The sequence below is a fragment of the Cryobacterium flavum genome, from assembly GCF_900103805.1.
GTDB lineage: Bacteria > Actinomycetota > Actinomycetes > Actinomycetales > Microbacteriaceae > Cryobacterium > Cryobacterium flavum.
In genome coordinates this window covers 121,029-144,501 of sequence record NZ_FNIB01000005.1, presented here as the reverse complement: position 1 = coordinate 144,501, position 23,473 = coordinate 121,029, and the positions used below count along the sequence as shown (strand labels likewise).

Annotated in this window: 24 protein-coding genes, 1 tRNA gene and 1 other RNA gene; 16 read left to right on the top strand and 10 right to left on the bottom strand. The window is 66.8% G+C overall.

The genetic code is table 11. The annotated features are described in order from the left end of the window. Window positions 1-31: 31 nt before the first annotated feature. Complete coding sequence (locus BLS91_RS08720; RefSeq protein WP_092340343.1) at window positions 32-1,357, bottom strand: MFS transporter; 1,326 nt, start codon at window positions 1,355-1,357, stop codon at window positions 32-34. A 324-nt stretch (window positions 1,358-1,681) separates the two neighbouring features. Between BLS91_RS08720 and BLS91_RS08715 the strand changes: the two genes are divergently transcribed. Further along, window positions 1,682-2,197, top strand: a complete 516-nt coding sequence (locus tag BLS91_RS08715; RefSeq protein WP_233197454.1) for a MogA/MoaB family molybdenum cofactor biosynthesis protein — start codon at window positions 1,682-1,684, stop codon at window positions 2,195-2,197. Continuing rightward, a complete protein-coding gene (locus BLS91_RS08710) occupies window positions 2,197-2,661 on the top strand; it encodes a molybdenum cofactor biosynthesis protein MoaE (RefSeq protein WP_092340341.1) in 465 nt (154 codons plus the stop codon). Before BLS91_RS08715 ends, BLS91_RS08710 begins: the two co-directional genes overlap by 1 nt. A gap of 109 nt (window positions 2,662-2,770) precedes the next feature. On the opposite strand, the gene BLS91_RS08705 is transcribed toward BLS91_RS08710, so the two are convergent. From BLS91_RS08705 to BLS91_RS08680, 6 genes are all read right to left on the bottom strand, one after another. After that, window positions 2,771-3,010, bottom strand: coding sequence for a MoaD/ThiS family protein (locus tag BLS91_RS08705; protein ID WP_092340340.1), 240 nt, complete (start codon window positions 3,008-3,010; stop codon window positions 2,771-2,773). Then, window positions 3,010-3,282: a DUF6457 domain-containing protein gene (locus tag BLS91_RS08700; protein WP_092340339.1), complete on the bottom strand. Its 273-nt coding sequence runs from the start codon at window positions 3,280-3,282 to the stop codon at window positions 3,010-3,012. Before BLS91_RS08700 ends, BLS91_RS08705 begins: the two co-directional genes overlap by 1 nt. Next, window positions 3,279-3,965 (bottom strand): molybdenum cofactor guanylyltransferase, encoded by a 687-nt coding sequence (gene mobA, locus BLS91_RS08695; RefSeq protein ID WP_092340338.1) that lies wholly within the window; start codon window positions 3,963-3,965, stop codon window positions 3,279-3,281. The genes BLS91_RS08700 and mobA overlap by 4 nt, the downstream gene beginning before the upstream one ends. A 160-nt stretch (window positions 3,966-4,125) precedes the next feature. Then, window positions 4,126-4,635, bottom strand: coding sequence for a cyclic pyranopterin monophosphate synthase MoaC (gene moaC, locus BLS91_RS08690; RefSeq protein ID WP_092340337.1), 510 nt, complete (start codon window positions 4,633-4,635; stop codon window positions 4,126-4,128). Further along, window positions 4,632-6,281: a molybdopterin molybdotransferase MoeA gene (locus tag BLS91_RS08685; protein WP_092340336.1), complete on the bottom strand. Its 1,650-nt coding sequence runs from the start codon at window positions 6,279-6,281 to the stop codon at window positions 4,632-4,634. Before BLS91_RS08685 ends, moaC begins: the two co-directional genes overlap by 4 nt. 3 nt (window positions 6,282-6,284) lie before the next feature. After that, a complete protein-coding gene (locus BLS91_RS08680; RefSeq protein ID WP_092340335.1) occupies window positions 6,285-7,586 on the bottom strand; it encodes a ThiF family adenylyltransferase in 1,302 nt (433 codons plus the stop codon). A gap of 320 nt (window positions 7,587-7,906) precedes the next feature. Here BLS91_RS08680 and BLS91_RS08675 point away from each other — a divergent pair, with 320 nt between their 5' ends. The 7 genes from BLS91_RS08675 to BLS91_RS08645 all read left to right on the top strand — a co-directional run bounded on the left by BLS91_RS08675 (window position 7,907) and on the right by BLS91_RS08645 (window position 13,732). Then, a complete protein-coding gene (locus BLS91_RS08675; RefSeq protein WP_092340334.1) occupies window positions 7,907-8,311 on the top strand; it encodes a TOBE domain-containing protein in 405 nt (134 codons plus the stop codon). Continuing rightward, window positions 8,308-9,081, top strand: coding sequence for a molybdate ABC transporter substrate-binding protein (gene modA, locus BLS91_RS08670; RefSeq protein WP_092340333.1), 774 nt, complete (start codon window positions 8,308-8,310; stop codon window positions 9,079-9,081). Before BLS91_RS08675 ends, modA begins: the two co-directional genes overlap by 4 nt. A 163-nt stretch (window positions 9,082-9,244) precedes the next feature. Next, entirely contained in the window at window positions 9,245-10,027 is a 783-nt protein-coding gene (locus BLS91_RS08665) for an ABC transporter permease (RefSeq protein ID WP_092340332.1), read from the top strand. Continuing rightward, a complete protein-coding gene (locus BLS91_RS08660) occupies window positions 10,024-11,187 on the top strand; it encodes a sulfate/molybdate ABC transporter ATP-binding protein (RefSeq protein ID WP_092340331.1) in 1,164 nt (387 codons plus the stop codon). The genes BLS91_RS08665 and BLS91_RS08660 overlap by 4 nt, the downstream gene beginning before the upstream one ends. A 57-nt stretch (window positions 11,188-11,244) precedes the next feature. Beyond that, window positions 11,245-11,508: a hypothetical protein gene (locus BLS91_RS08655; protein WP_134505135.1), complete on the top strand. Its 264-nt coding sequence runs from the start codon at window positions 11,245-11,247 to the stop codon at window positions 11,506-11,508. An 80-nt stretch (window positions 11,509-11,588) separates the two neighbouring features. After that, window positions 11,589-13,226: a hypothetical protein gene (locus BLS91_RS08650; protein WP_134505136.1), complete on the top strand. Its 1,638-nt coding sequence runs from the start codon at window positions 11,589-11,591 to the stop codon at window positions 13,224-13,226. 98 nt (window positions 13,227-13,324) lie between these two features. Then, a complete protein-coding gene (locus BLS91_RS08645) occupies window positions 13,325-13,732 on the top strand; it encodes a hypothetical protein (protein ID WP_134505137.1) in 408 nt (135 codons plus the stop codon). Here the strand turns inward: BLS91_RS08645 and BLS91_RS20315 are convergent. After that, a complete protein-coding gene (locus BLS91_RS20315) occupies window positions 13,729-13,875 on the bottom strand; it encodes a hypothetical protein (protein WP_158253293.1) in 147 nt (48 codons plus the stop codon). The genes BLS91_RS08645 and BLS91_RS20315 overlap by 4 nt on opposite strands. Here BLS91_RS20315 and BLS91_RS08640 point away from each other — a divergent pair. From BLS91_RS08640 to BLS91_RS08630, 3 genes are all read left to right on the top strand, one after another. Continuing rightward, on the top strand, window positions 13,874-14,209 hold the full coding sequence (locus BLS91_RS08640) for a hypothetical protein (RefSeq protein WP_092340327.1): 336 nt from the start codon (window positions 13,874-13,876) through the stop codon (window positions 14,207-14,209). The genes BLS91_RS20315 and BLS91_RS08640 overlap by 2 nt on opposite strands. Window positions 14,210-14,391: 182 nt before the next feature. Continuing rightward, the gene (locus BLS91_RS08635; RefSeq protein ID WP_134505138.1) at window positions 14,392-14,895 is read left to right on the top strand and encodes a hypothetical protein; all 504 of its coding nucleotides are present in this window, start codon (window positions 14,392-14,394) and stop codon (window positions 14,893-14,895) included. Between the two features lie 51 nt (window positions 14,896-14,946). Continuing rightward, window positions 14,947-15,459, top strand: a complete 513-nt coding sequence (locus BLS91_RS08630; RefSeq protein ID WP_092340325.1) for a mycothiol transferase — start codon at window positions 14,947-14,949, stop codon at window positions 15,457-15,459. 330 nt (window positions 15,460-15,789) lie between these two features. Here the strand turns inward: BLS91_RS08630 and BLS91_RS08625 are convergent. Further along, a tRNA-Ser gene (locus BLS91_RS08625) sits at window positions 15,790-15,877 on the bottom strand. Between the two features lie 123 nt (window positions 15,878-16,000). Here BLS91_RS08625 and ffs point away from each other — a divergent pair. From ffs to BLS91_RS08605, 4 genes are all read left to right on the top strand, one after another. After that, window positions 16,001-16,097: signal recognition particle sRNA small type (gene ffs, locus BLS91_RS08620), an RNA gene on the top strand. Between the two features lie 279 nt (window positions 16,098-16,376). Further along, on the top strand, window positions 16,377-18,842 hold the full coding sequence (locus tag BLS91_RS08615) for a phosphoketolase family protein (RefSeq protein ID WP_092340324.1): 2,466 nt from the start codon (window positions 16,377-16,379) through the stop codon (window positions 18,840-18,842). A 125-nt stretch (window positions 18,843-18,967) separates the two neighbouring features. Beyond that, window positions 18,968-21,178 carry a phosphate acetyltransferase gene (pta, locus tag BLS91_RS08610; protein ID WP_092340512.1) on the top strand — a complete coding sequence of 737 codons (2,211 nt, stop codon included), beginning with the start codon at window positions 18,968-18,970 and terminating at the stop codon, window positions 21,176-21,178. Next, entirely contained in the window at window positions 21,175-22,425 is a 1,251-nt protein-coding gene (locus BLS91_RS08605; protein ID WP_092340323.1) for an acetate/propionate family kinase, read from the top strand. Before pta ends, BLS91_RS08605 begins: the two co-directional genes overlap by 4 nt. A gap of 108 nt (window positions 22,426-22,533) precedes the next feature. Here the strand turns inward: BLS91_RS08605 and BLS91_RS08600 are convergent, their stop codons facing one another. Next, window positions 22,534-23,292: a hypothetical protein gene (locus tag BLS91_RS08600; RefSeq protein ID WP_092340322.1), complete on the bottom strand. Its 759-nt coding sequence runs from the start codon at window positions 23,290-23,292 to the stop codon at window positions 22,534-22,536. Window positions 23,293-23,473: the final 181 nt, after the last annotated feature.

Below are 23,473 nucleotides of genomic sequence, written 5' to 3'. Positions count from 1 at the left end.
GGAGGAGGGGGCCTCGGGTGGGCGTCGAGCGTCAGCTCGGGTTGGGCGCGCCGGGGCGCGCGTAGTAGAACCAGGCCAGGCCGGTGCAGAGCACGCAGAACGCCGAGCAGCCGATAAAGAAGGCGGTCGGGCTCATGGCGGTGAGGGCCATGCCCACGATGAACGGTCCGAAGGCGGCGATCGCAGCGGTCCAGCCGATCGCGCCGCCGGCCTGGCGCTTGGGGAAGATCATCGGCATCTGCTTGAACGTTCCGGCGTTGGCCAGTCCGGAGAAGAAGAAGATGATGATCATGCCGGTGAGAAAACCGTAGAACTCGTCAACACTCGTCGGAGTGAGAAAGAACACCGTGACGATCGTGCCGACCGTCATGCCCGCGCCGCCGATGAACGTGAAGATGGCGCCGCCGAACCGGTCACAGAGCGGGCCGCAGGCCGCGCGCACGAGGGCGCCGACCACCGGGCCGATGAAGGCGAAGGCGAGCGGGTTGGGTGCATCCGGAAAGTCGCCGTAGACGTTGAGAATGATCAGGCCCATCTGCGCGGCCAGGCCGCTGAAGGCGCCGAAACTCATGAGGTAGATGGCGGTCATGATCCAGTTGTGCTTGACCTTGAAGATGTCGAGCTGCTGACGAAAGTTGGCCTTGATCGGCACGCGCTTCAGAAAGAGCAGGGCGAGAATGACCGCGAGGATCACCCAGGGAATGAGCACGAGTCCGCCGTTGTGCAGCCAGACCAGTTCGCCGTTCGAGTCGCTCTCCGGGGTGAGGGCGGCGGTGCCGAGCAGACCGAAACCGACCACCCACGGGGTGAGCAGCTGAATCAGGCCGATGCCGAAGTTGCCGAGGCCCGCCTGCAGACCGAGGGCGGTTCCGGCCAGGCGCTTCGGGAAGAAATAGCTGGTCGAAGCCATAAAACCGGAGAAGCTGCCTCCTCCGATACCGGCCGCGAACGACAGCGCGAGCAACACCCAGTAGGGGGTGGAGACGTCGCGGGCGACGAGGGTCCAGCCGATCATCGGCAGCAACAGCAGTGCGCTGGACAGGGCGACGAGCACCCGGGTGCCGAGAATCGGCGGCAAGAACATGAAGACGAGCCGCAGCAGGCCGGCAGCGAGGCCGGGCAACGCGACGAGCCAGTACAGCTGGCTGGTGCTCAGGTCGAAGCCGATGTCATTTAGCCGCGGGGCGATCGCGCTGACCAGGTACCAGGCCGCGAAGCCGAGGGTCATGCTGAAGGTAGTGATCCACAGGGTGCGCCAGGCGAGATGGGAATCCCACGTTTCCTCCTTCTCCGGATCCCAGTTGGAGAGGTCCGGCTTCAGCGTGGACGTGACGCGTGGGGGTGAGACGGTTGACATGTTTTCCTCGGCTGGTTGTCGGGCAGGCCGCCCGGTTCGCAACCAGCTTGTTCGTTCGGGCTTCGGGGTGCATTGGGCAAACACCGTGACAAATGATTCCAACGGATGCCGATGGCTGGCGTGGGCCCCGCTGCGACCGCTCGTGGCACTCGTTCGCTCCGTTGGCACGTGTTCAAACCAGTGCCACGTTCCCCAATACGTGCCGTGACCCATCTGCTGGTGCCGCCACCCGTTGATCGAGCGTGTCGAGATCGCCGTCGTCCAATGCGACCCTGTCTGCGGTCGCCGGGGGGCGGCATCCGCTCGCCGCGGTACTGTGGAACGGTGAAAACTCAGCTCAAGCTCGGGGCCGAACTCGGGGCCGTCGTGATCACCGTGTCTGATCGCTGTTCGCGCGGCGAACGCGAAGATAAATCAGGCCCGGCCGCCGTCGATGCGCTGGGGGAGGTTGGCATTCCCTGCGGGCCACCACGCGTAGTGCCCGACGGCATTGAGAGCGTGGCCGGGGCGATCTCGGGCGCGCTCGGCCACGGCGCTCGCCTCGTCGTGACAACCGGCGGCACCGGGGTCTCGTCGCGCGACCTCACCCCCGAGGGCACTGCCACGCTGCTGCACACGATTCTGCCGGGCATCTCCGAGCGGATGCGCGCCGTCAGCGTCGCGACGATCCCTACCGCCGTGCTCTCCCGCGGCATCGCCGGCATCGCCGATTCGGTCGGCAACAACGGCGCGCTGGTCGTGAACCTGCCCGGTTCGGTGGGCGCGGTGCGCGACGGTGTGGCCATTCTCGCGCCGCTGGTGCGGCACGTCATCGATCAGCTCGACGGAGGAGACCACTGATGGGCGCTGGCACCTCGGACCTCTCGGGTAACTCAGATGCGGCAGGGCTCGGCTTCGCCCGGGTGACCGAATCACGCCTAGACGTCAGCGAGCACATTTCGGCCGTATCGGGCCGGTCGCACGGCGCAGTCGTGACCTTCATCGGCCAGGTGCGCGACCACGACCCGGATGCCACCGGCCGCGTTACGGGCCTCGATTACAGCGCGCACCCCGACGCTGAGCGCATTATCGGCGAAATCGCGGAAAGGATGCGGGCGCAGCATCCGCTCGTGGTTTTGGCGGTCAGCCACCGTATCGGACACCTCGACGTCGGCGACCTGGCCCTGGTGGCGGCGGTCGCGAGTGCGCACCGCGGCGTCGCTTTCGCGGCCTGCGAGAGCCTGGTCGAGGCCGTGAAGGCTGAGGTTCCGATCTGGAAGAAGCAGTATGAGGTCGACGGAACGCATTCCTGGGTCGGTTTGTAGCGTTTGTAGCCGGGTGGGTGTGCAGAACTGCGGAGACCTGCGCGAAATCGGCCGATTCAGCGCGCGATCAGGGGCATTCAGCGGAAATCTCCGCGGTTGTGAACGGTGCTCAGCCGCCGGCGAAGGGCGGCAGCACGTCGACCGCGTCGGTGGGCGCGAGCGGGACCGCGTCATCCGTGGCGCGCGTACCGTTCACGAGCAGGGAACACAGCCGGAGCACGCGCACGAACTCGTTGCCGTAGCGCTCGCCGAGCTCGGCGCGGAGTTCGCCGATCGTGCCAGCCTCGAGCGTGGCCGTCTCCGTCTGGGCGGCTTCGGCAGCTCCGGCGAAGAAGCGCAGGGTCGCCATCACAGTTTCTCGGGTGCCCAGTCGCGGGCGAGTTCGCTCGCGGCGGCGCAGGCGGCTTCAATGTCGGCTCCGGTTCCACCGTTCTTCGCGGCGGCGAGCCCGATCAGAAAAGTGCTGAGCGGTGCGGCCGGCCGCGCCACATTGTGGGCGACGTCGCGGGCGACGTCGAGCAGATCGCCGACGGGAACGTCGGCCGGGTCAAGCTGGAGCCGATCGGCGAGTGCCGTGAGCCAGCCGTCGAGCGCTTCGGGAGGCAGCGGTGTTGAGCTCATTGGGGGTCACTCCTCGGGTTGGGCTGAATCTCGGTGAGACGTGCGGAACTTCTCTCAACATCCTGCCACGTGTCCACGTCGATTCCGGCTCCGGATTCGTCGAGCAGTCCCTTGAGGTTGAGTCCGGCGAGCAGCTGCCGCATGCTGGCGCCGTCGACGCGGTCGCCCAGGCTTGCCACAGCAGCGCGCAGGGCGGTGCCGCGATAGATCCCGGCGAGCCACTGGGCGTGGCCGCTGCTGTCGATGAGATGCACACCGTCGCACTGCTCCCCGATGCTCTCGAAAGCGGATGCTGCCGCAACCAGCAGGCGCGCGGCATCCGCTCCCCGGGGCAGGTCGCAGGCGAGCACGAGCAGCCAATCGGCCGGTTCGTCGAAATGTTGCTCGCCCTGTGCCCCCTGTGCGGCGAGTCCGGCCGCGATGCCAGCGACCGGTCCGCCATATGGCGGGTCTTCCAGCGCCCAGATGATTGCGGAGTCCGGTGTCGGCGCGGTGGGGGCTTGCGTCGCGGCGGCCCGAGCACTGGGCGGGCCGACCACGACCGTGTGGCGGGCGAGGGGACGGGCGTCGAGCACGCGGGAGAGGAGCGTGCGTCCGGCCACCTCGACCGCCGGCTTGAATGCGCCGCCGAGGCGGGTGCCGCGGCCGCCCGCGAGTACGATCAGGTCGGGTTGTACAGTCATGAGGCTTGGCGAGCGGATGGCCGCGCCCGATACTGGTGCGCGCTACGGTAACCGGCGTCGCGGCCAACCGTTTCGGGCGCGCTCACGGTGGTGGCGGGTGCGGGGCATCCGTTTTGGGCGAAGAAATGCGTCATCAACGCAGGAGCAGACGCCGGCAGGGTCACGCGCGCAGCCAGTCGCCGCTCTTGCCGCCGCTCTTGGCGAGCAGGCGCACGTTCTCGATCGTGACCGATTTGTCGAGGCCCTTGACCATGTCAACCACGGCGAGGGCGGCGACCGAGACGGCGGTGAATGCCTCCATCTCGACACCGGTGCGGTCAGCGGTGCGCACTGTGGCTGTGATGCTCACCCGGTCATCCTCGACGACGAGGTCGACGACGGCGCCGTGCACGCCGATCACGTGGGCGAGGGGGAGCAGGTCGGCGGTCTTCTTGGCGCCCTGGATTCCGGCGATGCGGGCCACGGCGAGCACGTCGCCCTTGGGCGCGGTGCCGTCACGGAGGGCCGCGATCACGGTCGGGCCGCAGCGCACGAAGCCGGCGGCGGTGGCGCTGCGCACGGTGGGAACTTTGTTGGTCACGTCGACCATGCGGGCCTGTCCGGCCGAGTCGAGGTGGGTGAACAGCTGAGCGGGAACGGTCGCGCCGGCCGTGTCGGTGGTGTGCGTCATGATGTCAGCATGACAGTGATGCGGTCGCCGCCGCGAATGTGAGTCGTGTCTTCGGGCACGATGGCGAGTCCGTTGGCCTGCGCCAGGCCGGCGACGAGGTGCGAACCCGACCCTCCGCGGGAGGCCGGGCGTACTTCGGAGCGGATGCTGCCGGTGCTGGCACTCGTGCTCCCCTCGGCGGTGATGACGGCGGGTGCATGCTCGATCACGGTTCGGTGCGTCACGATCACGGGCATGTACTGGGCGCGTCCGGGCGGCGAGTTCCAGCCGTCGGCGACGGTGGCCGTGATCGTGCGGCGATGCAGGGCCGGGTGGTCTGGTGACGGTTGGTCCAGCGACGTGGCAGTGGTCCCGACGGTATGAGCCTCGGTGTCGGTGCGCATGGCCCCGTCGTTCGGTGCGGTCGCCGTTTCGTCTGCTGGGTCGATCGGGTCAGCCAGGCCGTGGCCGAGCAGACGCCGCAGCGCCGGCCGCACGAACACCTCGAAGGACACGTACGCGCTCACCGGGTTGCCGGGCAGGGCGAAGATGAGCGGTCCGGGCACGTCGCCCGTGGCGGGCCAGCGTCCGAAGCCCTGTGGCTTGCCGGGTTGCATCTTGACCGGGCCGAAATCCACAGTGCCGAGCGGTTTCAGTACGGCTTTGACCACGTCGTACGCTCCGACGCTCACACCGCCGGAGAGCACGATCACGTCGACCGTGCCGGCCAGCTCGGTCAGCAGGGCGCGCAGCACGTCGTCGTCGTCGGGCACGGCGCCGATCCGCACGGGAATACCGCCGGCCTCAGCGACGGCCGCCGAGAGCAGAAAGGAGTTGGAATCGGGAATCTGGCCGCGACGGGTCGGGCTGCCGGGGGTGACGAGTTCGCTCCCGGTCGAGATGACGGCTACGCGCGGCGCTGGATGCACGAGCACAGAGCGGGTTCCGGCGCTCGCCGCTGCGGCGACCCGGGTGGGCCAGAGCACGCTGCCCGCGCGCAGCACCCGATCGCCCGCGTGGGCGTCTTCGCCGGCACGACGCACGTGAGCTGCGACATCGGGCGCCCGCACGATCGTGACCAGTTCGGTGCCCTGGTCGGTGTCTTCGATCGGTACGACGGCATCCGCTCCATCGGGAATTGGCGCGCCCGTCATGATGCGCGCCACCTGCCCGGGAACGAGGCGTGGGTTCTCTGCGGTGCCGGCAGCGAGATCGGCGACGACCGGCAGGGTGATCGGATTCTGAGCGGATGCCCTGAGCAGGTCAGCGCGGATGACGGCGTAGCCGTCCATCGCGGAGTTGTCGAACGGAGGCGTGTCGGTCACCGTGAGCACGTCTTCGGCCAGCACCAGCCCGCGGGCGGCGTCGAGCTCGACCCGCACGGGCAGCAGCGGAGCCACGCTGCCGAGCACGACCGCGAGTTGCTCGGAAACGGTGCGCGCGGTCGCGGCGGGGGCACAGGCATCCGCTCGGTCGGGGTGTGCGTGATCGTTCTCTCGATGGCCGGACGTGACCTCGCGTGAATCGGATGCCTCGTCGGGTCCAGCGTGACGGTGTGCGGCCCCCGCGTGATCGCCAGACCTGACCTCGTGTGAATCGGAGGAGCCAGTCGCGTCGGTCGAAGCTGGAGCTTCCGAGGAGGCGGCGTGTCGTTCGTTGTCGGTCACCGCTCAGACCAGGCTGTCGGACTGGCTGGCACTGCCAGCGTCGTCGCGCGCCGAGGCGTGCCGCCCGGCCGGGGCGGGCTCTGGCGCGGCCCAGCGACTACCGAATCCGGGAGCTCGCCCGGCGGTGACGAGGTCATCCCAGGCGAGGATCCCTCCGGTGAACACCGACACATCGGCGAATCCGGCCTCACGCAGGGCGTTCGCGGCCCGCGCTGCCCGACCGCCAGCGTGGCAGTGCACAATCAGCGGCATGTCCGTCGGCAGCGCGGCGCGGCCGCTGGCCGACAGTACGCCGTCCGTCAACAGTTCGCCGAGCGGCAACAGTCGGGCCGTGGGAATCGAGCTTTCAGCGAATTCGCTCGGCTCGCGCACGTCCACGACGAGAAAGTTGTCGGTACCGGCGCCCTGGGCGACGAGGCGGTCGACGAGCTCGACGCTGGTGACCTCGGGGGTGCTGGTCATCGCCACTCGAGCGGCTTCCTCGGCTTGTTCGGCGGCTCGTTCGGCAGCGGTCGGCTCGGCGGCAATGCCGGTCCCGAGCAACGGAATCTCGCTGAACCGGCCCGACAACGCGTCGATCACGAGTACGCGGCCAATCAGCGGCGAGCCGATCCCGGTGATGAGCTTGATGGTTTCGGTCGCCATGAGCGACCCGACCTGGCCACACAGCGCGCCGAGCACACCCGCGTCGGCGCAGTTCGGCACTTCGCCCGCGGCTGGCGGCGTGGGAAACAGATCGCGCAGGTGCACACCGGTCACGCCGGAACCCTCCGGCGGAGTGGCCCAGAACACCGAGAGCTGGGCGTCGAATCGCAAAACGGATGCCCACACCAGCGGCAGCCTGAGCCGCGCGCAGGTGTCGTTCACGAGGAACCGGGTCGGAAAGTTGTCGGTGCCATCGATGACCACGTCGTAGCCGCCGATGATCTCGGCTGCGTTGGCCGCGACGAGGCGTTCGGCGTGCCGAACGACCCTGGTCTCGGGGGCGATCTCAATGATGCGCTCGGCGGCGCTGTCTACCTTCGGGCGGCCGACATCCGCTTGCCCGTGGGCAATTTGACGCTGCAGGTTGCTGGGTTCCACGTCGTCGCCGTCGACGATGCCGATGGTGCCGACGCCGGCCGCGGCCAGGTAGAGCAGGGCGGGCGAGCCGAGCCCGCCGGCGCCGAGCACGAGCACCCGGGCGTTGGCGAGGCGGCGCTGGCCGAGTTCATTGAGCTGGGGGAGGCGACGCTGCCGGGCAGTACGCGCGGATTCGGACGCGCTGAGCTGATCAACGGGCTCAACAAGGGGAGGAATAGCCATGGCTTAACGCTAGGCGCTGCGGGGCCTCGCGGCCACCCGCATCCGTTCATCGGTGTTCCACCGGCATAACTCCTGCAATTTCTCGAGGCCCGAGCCGACATGCCCCTGTTTCAGCGGTAGTCGAGAGCCCCGGCGAGCAATTTGCAGGAGTTATGACGGATGCCTCGGTGGCTAAATCAGGAAATCGTCGGCCGGATGAGCCCATGCAGCGTCAACGTGGCAGGTTCGACCGGGATTTCCTGAAGTAGCCACGGGCGCCGGGGGACACCGTTCAACAGACAGGCTGCCCAAACCGCAGATGCGGTGCTATTGTGCCATTTATGACGCAATATCGGATCAGTGAGGCCGCCGAGTTGCTCGGTGTCAGCGATGACACCGTGCGACGCTGGGTAGACGGTGGCCGTCTCGCCGCGGATGCCGACGCATCCGGTCGTCTCGCCGTCGATGGAGCCGCGCTCGCCGCCTTCGCCGTCGACCAGGCAAGCACCCCGACCGACCCGTCCACAGTGGGCCGCAGCGCCCGCAACCGGTTTGTCGGCATCGTCACCGCCATCACCACGGACACGGTCATGGCCCAGGTCGAGTTGCAGTGTGGCCCGCATCGCGTCGTCTCGCTCATGTCGAGCGAGGCCGTGCGCGAACTCGGCCTCGAGATCGGCTCGCTCAGCGTGGCCGTGATCAAGGCCACCAACGTGATCGTCGAAACTCCGGGACGGATGCTGTGACCCGCCTGTCCCTCGCCGCCCTGGCCGTGCTCGCCCTGGCCCTCACCGGCTGCGCGCCGTCAACCGCCCCGAATATCGCCGCTGCCAGCGCGACCGCAGACCAAACCCTCAGTGTCTACGCGGCCGCCTCCCTCAACCCGGCCTTCGACGAGCTCGCCACCCTGCTGGAGAAGCAGAACCCGGGCGTCGACGTGCAGGTCACCTACGACGGATCCTCCACCCTCGCTACCCAGATCGAGGCCGGCGCGCCCGCCGACGTGTTCGCGAGCGCCGACCAGAAGAACATGCAGCCGCTGGCCGACGGCGGGCTCACCGGCCCGGCCACCCTATTCGCCGGCAACACGCTTCGCATCGCGGTTGCCCCCGGCAACCCGCTGGGCATCGAGAACCTCGAAGATCTCGCCCGCTCCGGTGTGATCACCGTGCTGTGCGCGGCGCAGGTGCCGTGTGGGGCGGCATCCGCTACCCTGCTCGCCAATGCTGGGGTCATTCTCACGCCCGCGAGTGAGGAGCAGAATGTGACGGCTGTCGTCACTAAGGTCGCCAGCGGCGAAGCGGATGCCGGCCTCGTCTACGCGACGGACGTCGCCGCGAACCCCGGCCGCATCGAGGGCGTGACCCCGGCCGGAGCGGACGCGGTCGTCGGGCACTATCCGATCGCCGTCGTCAAGGAGAGTGCGCACGCTGAGACCGCCCAGGCCTTCGTCGACCTCGTGCTCTCGCCCGCCGGGCAGGCCGTGCTGGCCGCCCACGGTTTTCTCGCTCCGTGAGGGTTCTTCTGCCCTGCCGCCCAAGCATCCGCGGGACACCGGGCCCACCTTGTGGCCACGGGCCCAGTTTAGAAACTGGGCCCGTGGACGGGGCCCGGGCCCCGTCCGTTACGTACCGGACCCGGAGCGCGCACTCGCGCAGGCCGCACCGGAGGGCGAGCGCATGATCCCGCGCCTGCTCTATGTGCCCGCGAGCATCGGCCTCGCTCTGCTCGTGCTTCCGCTCGCCGGACTCCTGCTCAAGGTCGACTGGCCCAGCCTGCCCGCCCTGCTCCTCTCGCCGGAAGCCCTGCAGCCGCTGGGACTCTCGCTCGCGACGGCATCCGTTTCGACCGTGCTCTGCCTGCTGCTCGGAGTGCCGCTCGCCGTCGTCATCGCCCGTTCCAGACCGCGCCTGGCCGGCGTGCTGCGGGCACTCGTCACCGTGCCGCTCGTGCTGCCGCCCCTCGTCGGCGGCATCGCACTGCTCTCCCTTCTCGGTCGCAATGGTGTGCTCGGCAACACCCTTGAGCTCGCCGGGCTGCGCATTCCGTTCACGACGACCGCGGTCGTGATCGCGCAAACTTTTGTGGCGCTCCCTTTTCTCGTGATCGCGGTCGAGGGTGCGCTGCGCACCGCCGGCGTGCGTTACGAACGCGTCGCCGCCACCCTCGGCGCCCATCGCGGCACCGTCTTCGCACGCATCACGCTGCCGCTCGTCGGTCCCGGCCTGCTCGCCGGCACGGTATTGAGCTTTGCCCGCGCCCTCGGCGAATTCGGCGCGACCGCTCTGTTCGCTGGCAACCAGGCCGGAGTCACGCGCACCATGCCCCTTGCCATTTACACCGCGTTCAACGGTTCTGGCGTCACGACCGACCAGGCCGTGGCACTGTCGTTGCTGCTCATCGCGGTCGCCGTGATCATCCTCGTGCTGGTCGGAACCCGCCGGGCGAGCGTGCTCTCATGACCCCCGCCCTCTGGAAATCCGCCGCCAACGCCCTGCTCGAGGCGAACCTGCAGCTCACTCGCGGCTCGTTCACCCTCGACGTGCAGCTCTCCCTTGCGCCCGGCGAAGTGCTGGCGCTGCTCGGACCGAACGGCTCGGGCAAATCGACCGTGCTCGATCTGCTCGCCGGCCTCGCCGCGCCCGACCACGGCACGGTCACCATCGACGGCGCCGTGCTCACCGCCCCCGGCCGCTTCGTAGCCCCAGAGCGCCGGGCCATCGGGCTGCTCGGGCAAGACCCGCTGCTGTTTCCGCACCTCAGCGCCCGATCCAACGTGGCGTTCGCGCTGTGCGTCGGCGAGGCCCAATTGAGCGCCGCCCAGGCCCGAAAAGAGGCCGACCGCTGGCTCGACCGCGTCGGCCTGAACGGCTTCGGCGGCAGCAAACCGGCGGCACTCTCTGGCGGACAGCAGCAGCGCGTCGCCCTCGCGCGGGCCCTCGCGGCCGGGCCGCGCGTGCTCCTGCTCGACGAACCCATGGCCGCCCTCGACGCGGAGACCGCGCCGTTCATGCGCCAGCTCATTCGCGAGCAGCTGGCCGAAACCGGCACGAGCGCAATCATCGTCACCCATGACATCGTCGACGCGGTCGTGCTCGCCGATCGCGTCGCTGTGCTGCACGACGGGGCCCTCATCGACGAGGGCACGACCGCAGCAGTGCTCGCTGCCCCGCGCAACCCGTTCGTCGCGGCCCTCGCCGGCGTCAACCTCGTAGTCGGCAGCGTGCAGAACGGCGCGGTCGCCGCCCCCGACGGCCGTATCTTCCACGTTCGCCCAGCGGATGCCGCCGCCCTCACGCCCGCGTCTTCCGGCACTCCGGCGTCGGCGAGCGCCATCACCCTCGGCGGGGCCGACCAGAACGTTCCAGCCGCGGCCGTCTTTCGCCCGGCATCCGTCGTCGTGCAAACCGAACAGCCGCGTCACGCGAGCCCGCGCAACGTCTGGTCGGCCCGGGTGACCGGCATCGAGCCCGGCAGCGGCGGCGTGCGCCTGCGCACGAGCGGCGACCCCGAGGTCATCGCCGAACTCACCCCCGCCGCCGTTGCCGACCTCGGCCTGCAACTCGGCTCCACCGTCTGGCTCTCGGTCAAAGCCACCGAGGTCAGCGCTTTCCGCCGCTAAGCTCGAGCAGGGGGCACGTCGATTTGTAGCCGGGGGATGCTGATGCCGACTTTGCGGGTGACTGATTCGGTGCTGGACGGCCTGTCGACGACCCTGTCCGGGGCCGCGGCACAGCTGAGCTTTTCCGACTGGATATTTCGCTGGCCAGAGGGTGCCCTGCAGAGCGACTCGGTCGCGGCTGCCTTGCGCGACGCGACGTCCCAGCAGAGCGCACGAGCCGACCTGGCCGCGCTGGCGCTGACCGCGCTCGGCGACTTCCCGAGCACCGTGGCTGAAAATTTTCACGCGACCGACTCCGCTCTCGGCCGGCAGGCGAACTGACCATTTGGACCGTCGCCAATCCGGGGTTGGGTGAGCCAGACAGCATCCTGTCCGAGGCCCGTACGCGTTCCGCAAAGCGGGTGCCCTCCGCACCCTGCAAACAGCGCTCGCCGCCGCGCAAGCCCAGGCTGCAACGACCGACTGGACCGCGGTCTCCCGCGACGCCTTCGTGGAACGCCTCGTGGGGCCTGGTTCCCGAGATAGACCTGCTGATTCGCGGGCTGGACGCGCAGGCCGCCGCCCTCGAAACATATTCCGTCACGGTCGACGAACTTCAGGGCGAGCAGCGCCTGCTCGCAGCGCGGCGCACCACCGCCGACAGCGACCTCTCCGACCTGCAATTCGGTAAAACCGACTTCACCACCCCGGGCGACACCTTCATCTTCATGCCCACTGATGTTCGCCAGACTCGGCAGGAGGAGGCCTTCGAGACCACCTACGCGCAGATCGCCGCCATCGATGTGCTCTGGGACGAACTCGCGACGCGGCGCCGCACCGCCGATGCCACCTGTGTGCGCGACCTCGGGTCGGACCAAGTGCTCGGTGCGACCGCGTGGTTCGGCACGAACGCAGCAGTGCGCGGCTCGGTCGACGACCTGATCGCCCGCATGAATACGCTGTCGGAAGCCGATCTGGCCGTGCTGATCGCTACCAATTCCGACCTGGTGAAGCGGATGCTGACGGCCACCCCCGAGACCGTCCCCGAGCGGTGGCAGCAACTGGGCGAACCCGCTCAGCTCGCCCTCATCGCCGGGGCCCCGGTCCTGCTCGGATCGTTGAACGGACTACCAGCCCTCGCCCGCGTCGCCGCCAACCGCCTCAACGCCAGCACCAGAATCACCGAAATCGACGCCGAATCCGCCAAGCTCGACGCTGAAAACGCCGGTATGGACCGCACGCGGGGCCGGTGGGAGCAGAGTTACGGCAGAAGTGACCAGATCGCCAAGGAACTCGAACAGCTGGAGGACGAGCGCAGCTACCTGCAGCGAACGGTCGACGGCAAGAATCAGCTCTACCTCTACGATCATGAGGGCGCGCGCATCATCGAAATGCGCGGAACGCCGTCAAGTGAAACGCGTCAGCGCATCTCCTACGTGCCCGGCACGATGAGCAATATGGACATGTTCTACGACGGCTCGGTCCAAACGGTGTCCCAGTGGTTCGTCGACAATCATCCGGACACTGTTGCGTTCATCTACAAGGATGATCTCTTTCCCGGAGACTCAGACGGCACTCGTGGTGGCCTGGCCAAAGGAATCCCCGATGCGAATAGCGCAGACTTCGCCGAACAAACCGGCCCGTTCCTGGCCGCCTTCGAAACGGGCCTGGCCACGGACCCCCTGTTCGCCGCCGCCACCTCGACCGCCATCGGCCACAGCTGGGGGCTCGCCAACATCACCTCGGCGGAAGTATCCGGAGCCCACTACGACTCGGTGGTCTCCCTGTCGGGAGCGTGGATGCCAAAAGACTGGACAGCCGATTCAACCACTACCTACGCCGACTTCTCCTACGAAGACATTCTGCAGGTCGCACAGGGCACTGGTGGCGTCGGCGACGGCAACAATCCGCGGTCCAGCGACGCATTTGACTCCGGGCCGTATTATGAGGGGCCAAAATGGTATCCGACCGTGATGGTGGACAATCACAGCCTCGTGGCTACTGACGACCCGCGCAACAATAAGGTCCTCAGAGACCTCGAGAAGTGGATGTACAAGTGAAATCGACGATCATTGCTGGCATAGGAGCTGGCGTACTCGTCCTGGGGCTGGGACTCACCGCTTGCGCACCACCTTCCGGTGCAGAGAAGGAGACCGCCATGGACTTGCAGACAGCCAAGGGCATCGCGATGGCGATGGAGGACGAGGCAGCACTCTTGGTGCCGCCGGAAAATGTAGCGGACCAGACTCAACGGAAGACTGCGCACCTGCTTGGTTGTGGGGATGGAGGCCATCAGTGGTCCGGGAGGACTGTTGTGACCTTTGCGGGTGGCGTTGACCCCCAGAGCGTTGTTGACAGCATTTCAGCGGCGTGGCAGCTCAAAAATGGTGTCACAGTGGATCAGGATGCCTTCAACACTGGTAACGATGCCGAAGTCGACATGACGGTCGCGACAGGCGGGTTCTATACAGCAGCCATTTGGAATTCGGGCACGCAGCTCTACATCACGTCGTTCTCGCCCTGTTTCGAGCTTGAGGAAGGGCAGCATCCGTCGGATGAGTATTAGGCGCGTCGGATGGTGAACGCAAACAGCCGGCCGGCACGGCGGATTTCTCGAGTGAGTCGTCGACGCATCGGGGCCGCAATGCTTGCCGTGGCGTGCTCCGTCGCGCTGTCGTCGTGCGCGTCAACGAACGAGTCAGCCACCATGGATCTCCAGACGGCGAAGGGCATCGCGATGGCGATGGAGGACGAGACCGCACTCTTGGTGCCGCCGGAGGATGTAGCGGACCAGACTCAAATGAAATCTTCATTCCTGCTCGGCTGTACTGATGAAACCTATCAGTGGTCGGGTAGAACGATTCTGACATTTTCTGGCGAGGTGGACACTCAAGGTATTGTCGACCGCATCGCGGCGGCTTGGAAAGTCAAGGAAGGCGTCACCGTCGAGGAGGATGACACCACGGGCGATGATGCCCAGGTTGATATGCGTGTTGCCACGGGTGGCTTCTACAATGCGGCCATCTGGAATTCGGGCACGTAAGTGTACATTACTTCGTTCTCGCCGTGTTTCGAGCTGGAGGGCGGCACGAAGCCGGGCATGAAGTACTGAGGAGTCCATGTGCCCAGCGAGACAGGTCTCTCCGATGGATGCCACAACCTCGTCGCCACTGACGATGTGAATAATCGAGAAGTTGTCAGAGACCTTCAGGAGCTGATTTACGGATGAATCCCAAGCGAAAATACGTGGCTGTCCTCGGGATGCTTACCCTTACGGCGTTGTTGGCGTCGTGCACAATGATGAATGAGGGAAGTGATTCCTTCATGGATCTGCAGACAGCTAAGGGCATCGCAATGGCGATGGAGGATGAGACTGCGGCTCTCGTTCCCGTTGAAAATGTCGGCGATCAGACCCAGACGCAGAAGGCGCATCTCTTGGGGTGCGCGAATGATCAGTTGGCTTGGCCCGGTCGAACGACCGTCACTTTGATCGGTGATGTCGATTCTGAGGCCATGATCGAAATTATTGCCGCGGCATGGGAGAAGAAGGACGGCGTGGTGGTCGAGAGGCGCAAAACCAGGCAGGGGGCACCGCGGGTGGATATGACGGGCGCTCAAGGCGACTTCTACAGCGCGTCGATCGGGGCTCCCGGCACCGAACTGAAAATTACGTCGTTCTCACCGTGTTTCGATCTGGAGGAGGGCCAGCATCCGTCGGATGAGTACTAGGACGGCAGAATGACCAGCCGGGGTACGTTAAAAGAACGACCAAGGAGACCCATGACCCCCACCGAACTTCTCATCGAAGAGTTCTCCCGCATCCAGGGCACGGTGCATCGCACCCTGAAAAATGCCACCGTCGCCACGCTCACCTTTCGAGCGGATGCCGACGCCAACACCATTGCGTGGCTCACCTGGCACCTGTCCCGCGTGCAGGACGACCACCTCGCCGACCTCGCCGGTATCGAGCAGGTGTACATCGGCCAGGGCTGGGCTGAACGATTCGACCTGCCGTTCGGGCCGACGGCGACCGGCTACGGGCATACCTCCGCCGATGTCGCCGCCGTGCGCGCCGACGCCGACCTGCTCGGCGGCTACTACGACGCCGTGCACAGCGCGAGCATCGCCTACCTGGCCACCCTGAGCGCGGCAGACCTCGACCGGGTCATCGACGAGTCCTGGACCCCCGTCGTCACGCTCGGTGTGCGCCTGGCCAGTGTGCTCTCCGACGACCTGCAGCACGCCGGACAGGCCGCCTTCGTGCGCGGCCTCGCCGACCGCGCCGGCGTCTAGCGTCCCCGCTCCGCCGAGGGGGAGCGGGCTGCGGGCATCCGTTTGGCGGAGAATGGGGGATTCGGACCCTGCGAATTGGCGTTGTGCGTCACCCAACACGCTGCGGTAACACTGTGGCGGAGAATGGGGGATTCGGACCCTGCGAATGGGGTTTGTGCTTTCACCCAACACGCTGCGGTAACACTGTGGCGGAGAATGGGGGATTCGGACCCTGCGAATGGGGTTTGTGCTTTCACCCAACACGCTGCGGTAACACTGTGGCGGAGAATGGGGGATTCGGACCCTGCGAATGGGGTTTGCGCTTTCACCCAACACGCTGCGGTAACATTGTGGCGGAGAATGGGGGATTCGAACCCCCGAGGGCTTTCACCCAACACGCTTTCCAAGCGTGCGCCATAGGCCACTAGGCGAATTCTCCTGGCCGCCGTTGCAATAAAGCAACGGCACCAGAGAATCTTACCTGTTTCCAGCGGATGCCGCCGCCACCTCCGCAGACCGCCCCCCCGGTTGGTGCCGCCCAGCGTCGTACCCTAAACTGAACTTCGGCTCCTCGTGTGGCGCCACCTTGGCCAATTCCCCCAGGACGGAAACGTAGCAAGGGTAACCGGGCTCTGGCGGGTGCGCGAGGGGTCTTTTTCGTATCCATGACCCGCAAGGGTAACCGGGGCTGCGCCACTGTGCCGAGGTGCGCGAGGAGTCTTTTCTATGCCCATTCTGCCCGCGAGAGCGCAAAAAGTGCCCGATTGAGGGTCTCAAACGGGCACTTTTTGCGCTTTCGCGCGACGATCGCGTGGAGATCGTGGCCCCCATTTAGCCGAGTACGCGGTTGTTGGGACCTTTGGCACTTGGCCGGTCGGCGAGGCTCAATAGGATGGAAGGAGCGCGGCTGTGTCGCCGCGCGACAACGCGGAGGACCGATGATCGACGATTCCGGCACCATGACCTGGCCCTCGCGCGCGCCAAAACCCCTCAGTGCAGCGGCCTTGGCGAGCATCGACGCCTGGTGGCGGGCCGCTAATTACCTCGCTGTTGGCCAGATCTACTTGCTCGGCAACGCCCTGCTGAAAGAGGCGCTGACCCGCGACCACGTCAAACCGCGCCTGCTCGGCCACTGGGGAACCACGCCCGGCCTCAACTTTCTCTACGCGCACCTGAACCGTGCGATCGCCGAACGCAGCCAGAGCACCATCTACATCACCGGCCCCGGCCACGGCGGCCCCGGCATGGTCGCCAACGCCTACCTCGACGGCACTTACACCGAGGTCTACGCCGACATCGAGCAGAACGAGCACGGCGTGCAGAAGCTGTTTCGCCAGTTCTCCTTTCCCGGCGGCATCCCCAGCCACGCCTCGCCCGAGCTGCCCGGATCCATCCACGAGGGCGGCGAACTCGGCTACGCCCTCAGCCACGCCTACGGCGCCGCGTTTGACAACCCGAACCTGCTCGTGGCCGCGGTGGTCGGCGACGGTGAGGCCGAAACTGGCCCGCTTGCCACCAGCTGGCACTCCAACAAGTTCATCAACCCGCTGCTGGACGGCGTCGTGCTGCCCATTTTGCACCTCAACGGGTACAAGATCGCCAACCCCACGGTGCTGGCGCGCATCCCCGAAGACGAGCTGCTCGATCTGATGCGCGGCTACGGTCACACTCCGTATATAGTGAGCGGCGGTTTTGACGGCGAAGACCCGATGCTCGTGCACGCCCGCATGGCCGAGACCCTCGACCTGGTGCTCAACCAGATCGCCGAGATCAAGGCCGCCGCCGCCCAGGCTGCCGCAAACAACGAGGACTTCGCCCGCCCGCGCTGGCCCATGATCATCCTCCGCACCCCCAAGGGCTGGACCTGCCCCGCCCGTATCGACGATGTGCAGGTCGAGAACACGTGGCGCGCGCACCAGGTTCCGCTGGCAAATGCCCGCGACACCCCGGCGCACACCGCTCTGCTCGAACAGTGGATGCTGTCCTACCGTCCCGCAGACCTGTTCGACCAAGACGGTGCTCCCGTGAAACAGATCACCGACCTCGCCCCTCACGGCGACCTGCGCATGAGCGCCAACCCGATCGCCAACGGCGGACTCCTGCGCCGCGACCTGCACCTGCCCGACTTTCGCGATTTCGCCGTCGACGTGCCCGAGCCGGGTGCAACGCTGAACGAGGCTACGCGCGTGCTGGGCGGCTACCTGGCCGAGGTCATCCGTTTGAATCCGCAGAATTTTCGCATATTCGGGCCTGATGAGACCGCGTCGAACCGGCTGGCCCCGCCGGTCTACGAGGTAACCGACAAGCAGTGGAACGCGGAGCTGAAACCCGGCGACACCAACCTGGCCCGCGCTGGCCGCGTCATGGAGATGCTGAGCGAGCACCAGTGTCAGGGCTGGCTCGAGGGCTACCTGCTCACCGGGCGGCACGGGCTGTTCAACTGCTACGAAGCGTTCATCCACATCGTGGATTCCATGTTCAACCAGCACGCCAAGTGGCTCAAGGTGACCGCCGAGATCCCGTGGCGGGCGCCGATCGCGAGCCTCAACTACCTGCTGAGCTCGCACGTCTGGCGGCAGGACCACAACGGGTTCAGCCACCAGGATCCGGGTTTCATCGACCACGTCGTCAACAAGAGCGCCGACGTCGTGCGGGTCTACCTGCCCTTCGATGCGAACACGCTGCTCTCCACCTACGACCACTGCCTGCGCAGCGTCAACTATGTCAACATCGTCGTGGCGGGCAAGCAGCCGGCGCCGAACCTGCTCACGATGGAGCAGGCCGTCGCGCACTGCACCCGTGGCCTCGGCATCTTCGACTGGGCTGGCACCGAGGTTGCCGGTCTCGCCCCCGATGTCGTGCTTGCCGCCGCCGGCGATGTGCCCACGCTCGAGGTGCTCGCCGCCGCCGAGATTCTGCGCGAGAACCTGCCCGGGCTCATGGTGCGGGTCGTGAACGTCGTCGACCTGATGCGCCTGCAGTCCGAGGATGACCACCCGCACGGCCTGAGCGACAGCGCCTTCGACGCCGTCTTCACGCCGGACAAGCCCATCATCTTCGCCTATCACGGCTATCCGTGGCTCATTCATCGGCTCACCTACAAGCGCCACGGCCACGAGAACCTGCACGCCCGCGGCTACAAGGAGATCGGCACCACGACGACCCCGTTCGACATGGTCATGCTCAACGACCTCGACCGGTACCACCTCGTTATGGACGTCATCGACCGCACCCCCGGGCTCGCCGCCCGCGCTGGCCTGCTGCGGCAGCAGATGCAGGATGCCCGCCTCGCCGCCCGCCAATACACCCGCGACCACGGCGAAGACGTTCCGTCCATCACGAACTGGTCCTGGTCTTCCCAAGCGGATGCCGCCGCCGCCGAGACCGGCGCCGACAATGTCTAGCCGCGGCACCGCGTCGCGTGGCTGGTTTGACGCGTTCGCTCGCGAACCGCGAAGGCCGGATGTCTCGCCCAGCGTCTGACCCACGCCCCACACTCTCCCAACCCGAATACGCTTGAATGGACATCGTGGCTCGAAGCATCTATATCACCAGCGCCGAAGGTAATACCGGCAAATCCTCGATTGCGCTCGGCGTGGTCGACACGCTCACCCACCTGGTGGAACGGGTCGGCGTGTTCCGCCCGGTCGCTCGCACCGCAACCGAACCCGACTACGTCGTCGAGCTCCTGCTGCGTCACCTGCAGGCCAATGCTGGCCCCGGTTCCGCGGCCGGGCAGACCTACGAGCAGAGCATCGGTGTCAGCTACGACGACGTCAACACCGACCCCGACGCGGCCCTGGCCGTGATCGTCGCCCGATACAAGGCGATCGAAGCCAACTGCGACACGGTCGTCGTCATCGGCAGCGACTACACCGACGTCGGCAGTCCTACCGAGCTGGCTTTCAATGCCCGCATCGCCGCGAACCTCGGAGCCCCCGTGCTACTCGTGCTCGGCGGTCGCGTCGGCCCCGGCGAGGGCGAACGCCTCGGCCAGAGCGACGCCCGTTCGGCCGTGGACATCGGCCAGCAGACCGACGTGGCGCTGGCGGAACTGCGCGACGAACACGCATCCATTCTGGCGATCATCGTCAACCGGGCCGACGAAACCGCCTTGGCCGAGATTATCGACTCGGTGCGGGCTACGACCAACGCCCAGCCGGCGCGCTCGGGCGGAGCCTTCGGCGTGCCGATCTGGGCCATTCCCGAAGATCCCTACCTTGTCGCCCCGAGCATGCAGAGCATCATGGAGGCCACCGAGGGCCACCTGATCAAGGGTGACCCCGCCCTGCTCGCCCGCGAGGCGCTCGGCGTCGTTGTCGCGGCCATGTCCATGGTCAACGTACTGCCGCGCCTCATCGAGGGCGCCGTCGTCGTCGTTCCGGGCGACCGCGAAGACGTGCTGCTGGCCGTGCTGCTGGCCAACGCCTCCGCCACCTTCCCCTCGATTGCCGGAATCGTGCTGAACGGCGGTTTCGACCTCCCCGACGCTATCCAGCAGCTGATGGAGGGCCTCGCGCCCTCGCTGCCGATCATTCGCACCTCGCTCGGTTCCTACGACACGACCATGCGCATCACCCGCACCCGCGGACGCCTCGCCGCCGACTCGCAGCGCAAGCACGACACTGCGCTGGCGTTGTTCGAGACGCACGTCGACGCGGCGGCCCTGCTCGACCGGCTCGATGTGAGCCGGGCCGAAGTCGTCACGCCGCTCATGTTCGAGTACGCGCTGCTCGAGCGGGCGCGCCAGAACCGCCAGCACATCGTGCTGCCGGAGGGGGAGGACGACCGCGTGTTGCGCGCTGCCGCCACCTTGCTGGCCCGCGATGTGGTCGAGCTGACCATTCTCGGCGAAGAGTTCGAGGTGCGCTCGCGCGCCATCGGCCTTGGTCTCGATATCTCCAAGGCCCACGTGGTGAGCCCCTATGACGACCTGCTGCGCCTCAAATTCGCGCAGGAATATATGCAGTTGCGGGCACATAAGGGAATCACGCTGGATCAAGCCAACGAAACCGTCACCGACGTGAGCTACTTCGGCACGATGATGGTGCAGCTCGGGCTCGCCGATGGCATGGTCTCCGGCGCCACCCACACCACCGCGCACACCATTCGGCCAAGCTTCGAGATCATCAAGACGCAGATCGGCGTCGGCGTGGTGTCGAGTGTGTTCCTCATGGCGCTCGCCGACCGCGTGCTGGTCTACGGTGACTGCGCCGTCATTCCGGTACCTACCGCCGAGCAGCTCGCCGACATCGCCATCTCCGCTGCCGCCACGGCGGTGCAGTTCGGCATCGAGCCGCGCATCGCCATGCTGTCGTACTCCACCGGGTCTTCCGGAGAGGGCGCCGACGTCGAGAAGGTGCGCACCGCCACCGCCCTCGTGCGGGAGCGCCGCCCCGATCTGCTGGTCGAGGGCCCGATTCAGTACGATGCCGCAGCGGATGCCGCTGTCGCCGCCACAAAGATGCCCGGTTCCAGCGTGGCCGGGCGCGCCACCGTGTTCATCTTCCCCGACCTCAACACCGGCAATAACACGTACAAGGCCGTGCAGCGGAGCGCCGGCGCGGTCGCGATCGGCCCCGTGTTGCAGGGTTTGCGCAAGGCGATCAACGACCTCTCTCGCGGCGCCCTGGTACAGGACATCGTGAATACCGTCGCGATCACCGCCATCCAGGCTGCCGGCCTGACGGATGCCGCGGTGCCGGCCCTTGACGCCACCCCGGCCGGAGCCACCCGATGACCGCCGTTCTGGTCGTCAACTCCGGTTCGAGCTCCTTCAAATACCAGCTCATTGAGATGGACACCGAGACCACCCTGGCGAGCGGAATGGTGGAGCGCATCGGCGAGGTCGTCGGCGATTCCGTGCACTCCATCGCCGGGGTGAAGGCCGAGGTATCGGCGGCGGAGGCTTCTGCGGAGACGCACGTTCCGGCATCCGCTGATCGAAAGTGGAAGCGCGAGCTGCCCATTCCCGACCACACGGCCGGATTCGCCGTGATGCTCGAAGCGTTCCGGGCCCACGGGCCGTCGCTTGCGCGGCACGTTCCGGTGGCCGTCGGGCACCGCGTCGTGCACGGCGGAGCCCGCTTTCACCAGCCGACCCTCGTCACGCCGCAGGTTGAGAAGGACATCGACGAGCTGTCGGGGCTGGCGCCGCTGCACAATCCGGGCGCGCTGCAGGGCATCGTCGCGGCCGTCGAGGCATTCGCTGACGTGCCGCACGTGGCCATTTTCGACACGGCATTTCACCAGACGCTGCCGCCCGAAGCCTTCACCTACGCGATCAATGCCGATCTGGCCGAGCGGTATCGCATCCGTCGCTATGGTTTTCACGGCACCAGCCATGGCTTTGTGGCGCGCGAGGCGGCGAACTTTCTGCAGCGACCGGTCGAAGACCTCAACCAGATCGTGCTGCACCTCGGCAATGGCGGGTCGGCCTGCGCGGTCGAGGGCGGCCGCTCGGTCGAGACCAGTATGGGCATGACACCGCTCGAGGGACTCGTCATGGGCACCCGCTCCGGCGACATCGACCCGGGCGTGCTGTTCCACCTGCATCGCCGGGCCGGACTCGACTTTCCCGAGATCGACAAACTACTCAACCGGGGCAGCGGACTACTCGGTCTGACCGGGCGGGGCGATATGCGCGACGTGATCGTGGCCGCGACCGCTGGCGACGGGCCGTCGCAGCTCGCGATCGACGTTTACGTGCACCGGGTTAAGGGCTACGTCGGGGCGTATTATGCCCAGCTCGGACGGGTCGACGTGATCTCCTTCACCGCCGGTGTCGGCGAGAACGCGCCGCTCGTGCGCGAGCGCGCCCTTGCCGGGCTGGAGGCCCTGGGCATTCGCATCGACCCCGAGCGCAATGCCGCCGCCGCGCGCGGCGCCCGCGTGATCAGCGCCGACGACTCCGCGGTCACGGTGCTCGTGATTCCGACCAACGAGGAGCTCGAGATCGCCCGCCAGACCCTGGCGACGGTGCGCTGACCCCGCCCCAGGCTTGGCCTCCCGCGCTCGCCGTGCAGAACTGCGGAGATTTTCGCGTTCAGCCCAGAATCTGGCGTGATTGGGGCGATTTCTGCCATATCTCCGCCGTTACGAACGACGCTTCCAGGCTGCTGCGTCCTCGGCGTCGTTTACCATGCGACGCACCGTCTCGAGGGTAGTGTGCCACGTGTCGAAGATGTGTGGCCTGGCCAAGCGGAGGACCCGAATCCCCTGCCGTTCAACTTCGCGATCTTTGCTGCGGTCGGGCAGAAATCGTTCCGGACCGTGCCATTCTTCACCGTCGGTCTCTATTCCGACGCACCCATTCACGAGCATGTCGACGCGGCCAGCACCCGGCACATAAAATTGTGTCGCGACCCGAAAGCCCGCGCGGATGAACCCCACCCGGCTGAACGTTTCAAATCCGGACTGCGCCCCGCGATCGAGGAGGCGCAGCAACGCGCGCAGGTGGTCAGGGGCCAGACGGAGGAGCTCTTCGAGGTCGTCCTCCGTGATGAACCTCATGAAAAGCGCGGACTCCAGGCATGCCAGCGCGTCGACATCGTCGAGGCACGACAACGCTTGCAGCACGGCGTCAAACGGTGATACTTCGAACACCGGTGCCCAGCAGTGGAAGGCGCGACTCCAATGGATCGATGCGCCGGGGGCCAATCGTCGCTGGTGGTGGTGCGGGCGCAAGCGGAGATGCAGTCCTGGCCGCGCGATTCCGCTCCAGATGCCGAGCTGCGACAGGCGAGTCAGACAATCGACCCGCCCGCCAACTTGCAGTGCGGTGAGAGTCGGCGCGTCGAGGTGCCCGCAGGAAAATACGCCGTGGGCAACGTGCCTGATCAGCCCGGAGTCCACTGCAGATTTCACTGATCGTCGGCTGGCCCCGATACCCGCCAGTTGCTGTGACGTGGCGACGTGCCCCAAGTTGCGCCAACAGTGACAAGGTCGTGGCTCATGACTGCATAGTGCGACGAATGACGCTGTGCTCGGCGAGGTGCGCGCAAGTTGTGGATTGCCACCAGAATTCGGAGACTGG